At 66.7% G+C, this 3,880-nt stretch carries 4 protein-coding genes; 3 read left to right on the top strand and 1 reads right to left on the bottom strand.

Annotated elements, in window-relative coordinates:
• Nucleotides 1-124 precede the first annotated feature (124 nt).
• The gene (locus ACFYX0_RS47050) at nt 125-1,315 is read left to right on the top strand and encodes a tyrosine-type recombinase/integrase (protein WP_388981802.1); all 1,191 of its coding nucleotides are present in this window, start codon (nt 125-127) and stop codon (nt 1,313-1,315) included.
• Here the strand turns inward: ACFYX0_RS47050 and ACFYX0_RS47045 are convergent.
• A complete protein-coding gene (locus ACFYX0_RS47045) occupies nt 1,296-1,736 on the bottom strand; it encodes a hypothetical protein (protein ID WP_388981800.1) in 441 nt (146 codons plus the stop codon). The two genes, ACFYX0_RS47050 and ACFYX0_RS47045, sit on opposite strands and share 20 nt — an antisense overlap.
• Before the next feature lie 390 nt (nt 1,737-2,126).
• Here ACFYX0_RS47045 and ACFYX0_RS47040 point away from each other — a divergent pair, with 390 nt between their 5' ends.
• Entirely contained in the window at nt 2,127-3,371 is a 1,245-nt protein-coding gene (locus ACFYX0_RS47040; protein WP_388981797.1) for a tyrosine-type recombinase/integrase, read from the top strand.
• Entirely contained in the window at nt 3,368-3,784 is a 417-nt protein-coding gene (locus tag ACFYX0_RS47035; protein ID WP_388981794.1) for a DUF6262 family protein, read from the top strand. Before ACFYX0_RS47040 ends, ACFYX0_RS47035 begins: the two co-directional genes overlap by 4 nt.
• Nucleotides 3,785-3,880 lie beyond the last annotated feature (96 nt).

Genomic DNA, 3,880 nt, shown 5'->3' with positions numbered 1-3,880 from the left:
AGTTATCCACGGGGCTCAGCCACATCTCATCTACGTAATGAACGAGCAGTGACTGCCCTCGTTCCTGCTCGTTGATGAAGAGGTATCAGCAGGCTCTCATCAACGAGCAGGAACGAGGGGGGAGATGGCGTACACCCTTGCCCTCCGGCCACTGGGGGAACGTCGTACCTGGACCGTGGTCGGCGAGGACTACAAGACGATCGCCCCGGTCGAAGAGTGGCTTGAGGCCCACCGCCGGTACTGGTCTCCGAACACCGTCCGGTCGTACGCAACGAGTCTGGCCCAGTGGTGGACCTTCCTGGAACAGCGCGATGAGACCGGCAAGTGGAACGCGGTCGGCGTCCCGGCGGTCGCCGCCTACCTGTCGTGGCTGCGGAACGGCCGGGCCGTCGAGCACATCATCACCACACCCGAGGACGGCCCGGAGGCCACGACGCTTGAGGCCCGGCTCGGCGCCCTGATCTCCTTCTACAAGTGGCAGGACGCCGTCAACGACGTGCCCGTGGCCGCGAAGATCTTGCGCGGAGCCCCGCGCAGGGCACCGGCCCGAGGACTGCTGTCCCACCTGGACGCCCGCACCGAGCCCGGTTCGTCTTCCCTAGTGCGCGTCCGCGCCGTCAAGCGCCGTGACCGGCCCCCGATCCTGCTCCCGCAGCAGGTACAGGCGATCCTGGACGGCTGCGCGACCTACGACCCCGCGGCCGGCGAATGGGTCGGCAACCTGCGCGACCGGTTCCTCTTCGCCCTCCTGGCCGAGAGCGGCATGCGCCTCGGCGAGGCCCTGGGCATGCGCATCCATGAGTTCGTCATGGGACGCGGCGGCACCCCGCACGTCGAGGTCGTCCCCCGCGAGGACAACCCGAATGACGCCCGCGTGAAGATGCTCAAGCCCCGCCGCGTCTACGTCGGCAGCGATCTCGAACGCCTCTACGCCGACTACCTCACCCACGTGGCCATGCGGGCCGCCGACCTCGGCATGCCCATCGACCCCGGCGACCCGCTGTTCATGAACCTCGACCGGCCGCCCTACCTGTCTGCCCTGCGGGAGGGCACTGTCCGCGACAAGGTGGCCGCCCTCAAACGCAAGGGCAAAGGCGCCGCCGAGTGGACACCGCACTGGTTCCGGCACACCCACGCCACCGCGCTCCTCATCGGGGGCACCCCCGAATGGGTCGTCTCCCGCCGCCTCGGACACGCCCACGTCCAAACCACCGTGGACCTCTACGGCTGGGTCACCGAAGACGAAGCCCTGCGGGCGGCAGCGAACTGGAAGAACTACACCAACGGCTGGAAGGTCAACGTTGAAGCCCTCTAACGCCCTGCGTGCCCTCCCCGCCCAGGCATCCCCGGACCCGTTTGCCCGGCTCCTCGCCGACCTGCCAGCCGAATGGCAAGGCGAGGTCCTCGGCGCCGGCATCGACGGCTGGCGCGAGCGGACAGACGGCGGTGTCGCCGGGAAGATCAAGCTCGGTGGCCTTCCTTACCACCTCCGGATCGAGCTGGCCTGGATGGCCCACTGGCAGTTCCGCGACGGCGTGAACATCAGCGGTACCACCTTCAACCGGGTCGCGAAGGTGCTGGAGTGGACGGCCACGAACGGGAAGCCCGTCCAGTCGCTGACTGACGTCGATATGGAAGCCTTCCTCAAGCTGCACGCGGCATGGTTCGCGGCCCAACACGGGCGGCTCCCAGGGCAGGGGCAGTTCCGCTTGCGAGGGATCTTCCGGTTCGCTCAACCTGCCCTGGTCGCTCGTTTGAACGAAGGTCCGTGGTGGTCCCTGGACTTCTGGTCTCCCAGGTGTGATCCCCTTATCCCGATCCGGGAGCGAGAGCCCCGCTCGTCGGACGGCTGCTGCCCCGGCCGAGTGCGGACTCCGTGGCTCCGTGATGCCGTGAAGTGGTACCTCGGGACTTCTCTGGAAGCCGGAACGCTCACTTGGTCAACCGTCGCCGGGGACCGAGTGCCCTCCTTCTTCTTGCTGGACCGATGGCTGTCTACCCTCGAAGAGCCAGCGGAACTGACCAGGGATCTCGCGCATGCGAGTGCTCAGTCTGCGGCCTTCCGCCGCTGGGCAAGCGACCCCGCGAACCGAGGGCGAGCTACAGACGCGGTCAGCTCCAGGGCGGTGAACGGCAACCTGCGGGCTGTCTCGGACCTGATGGCGTTCGTCGCGGAGAACCGTGAGGAGTGTCGCCTCCAGATCGGCCCGTCTTCCTGGGACGAACTGACCGACGTGCACGCGGCGGTCTGGCGCAAGCAGATCACTCACGAACGAGGGAGACCGCTGGTCAACGATGAGCACTACGTGGACGACCACGCGCTCTCCCAGATCACCGAACACCTTCCAGAGCTGGGAGAGAAGTATCCGCAGGTCATGCGCATGCTGCTGTTGCAAATCCTCACTGGCCGCCGAGCCAGCGAGATCACCATGTGCAGCTTCGACTGCCTCTCCCCGGCCACAGACCGGGCTATCGAAGCTGCCGAGGGCGAGCAGGTCGCCCGGTTCTGCTATGCCCAGAGCAAGATCGACCGGGCGCCGGACACGATCCTCGTTGACGCCGAAGTCGTCGGCGTGATCGAGGAACAGCAGCAGTGGGTCCGCGAACGCTTCCCCGGCATCCAGTCCCGCTACCTCTTCCCCGCGCACAATGCGAACGCGCACGGCAACAAGCACATCAGCCTTCGCCAATACAGCAGCACCCTGCATGAGTTCAGCGAGCAGGTGAACATCACCGACAGCAACGGGCGGCCGGTCAGACTCAGCAAGACCCACCGGTTCCGGCACACTCGCATCACCCGCCTCGCCGAGCTGGGACTACCCGTTCACGTCCTCCAGCGGTATGCCGGGCACGCGAACCCCACCATGTCCATGCACTACGTGGCCCGGCGCGAGGAGCACTCCGAGCAGGCGTTCTTGGCGACGCGGAAGTTCAAGGCGGACGGCACCACCGTGACGTTCTCCCGCGAGGACCACGACGGCATGCAGCTGTTCAACCGGGCGGACCGGTTCCTGCCTCACGGGTACTGCCTGCTGCCCCCGTTGCAGACCTGCGACAAGGGCAACGCGTGCTTGACCTGCTCAGTGTTCGTCACTGACTCCAGCCACCTGGACACCCTCAAGCGACAGCTCGACGAGACCGAGGCTCTCATCCAGCGGCAGACCTCCGCGTTCCAGGCCCGGCACGGCTGGCCGATGCCCGAGGACAACGTGTGGCTCGTCCAGCGGACCGCCGAGCGTGACGCCCTGGTGAAGCTGCTGGCCTCCATGCAGGAGGCTCCTGGGCGACCCTGTCAGGGCGCTGGCAGCCTCACCGCAGGCCCGACCCCGATCACGATCGACACCACCCGCCACCGGGGGACGCAGCCGTGAGCGACAACAGGCAGCAGCGGATCGACACCCTCAAGGAAGCCGCCCGCCGGAAGTCGGAGGAGAAGATCAAGGCCGCGGAGGCGGCCATACGGCGGCTGGTCAAGCGAGGCGAGCAGGTGACCTTCCAAGCCGTCCAGCGCGAGGCAGGTGTCTCGCAGAACTTCCTCTACAAGAACCCGGGGCTGCGGGCCAGGATCGAGCACCAGCGGACACACCACCCGGCACCCCGGCCGGTCCCGGCAGAAGGCGACAGCGACAACAACATCGTCGTTGCCCTCACCGCCGAGGTCGCCCGGCTGAAGAAGCGGCACCGCCAGGAGATCACAGAACTCCGCAAGGCGCTGGAGCAGGCGCACGGGGAGAACCTGGTTCTTCGCCGCGAACTGGAGCGCCGAGGGTGGTCGCCCCACTAGCCTCTGATCGACAACAGCGAAGCCCCGTTGATGATATCTCATCAACGGGGCTATCTGCAAGAACTAGCCTCAACCAAGATCAAACCGCTGATACCT

Source organism: Streptomyces sp. NPDC002573 (assembly GCF_042889625.1).
In the GTDB taxonomy this organism is placed as follows: Bacteria; Actinomycetota; Actinomycetes; order Streptomycetales; family Streptomycetaceae; genus Streptomyces; species Streptomyces gibsoniae.
Note: the sequence above shows the minus strand (reverse complement) of the source record. Positions and strands in the feature narration are given on the sequence as shown.

What these genes read in the sequence shown, in the direction of transcription:
- ACFYX0_RS47050 (WP_388981802.1), top strand. Translation starts at nt 125, where the DNA reads ATGGCGTACACCCTTGCCCTCCGGCCACTGGGGGAACGTCGTACCTGG.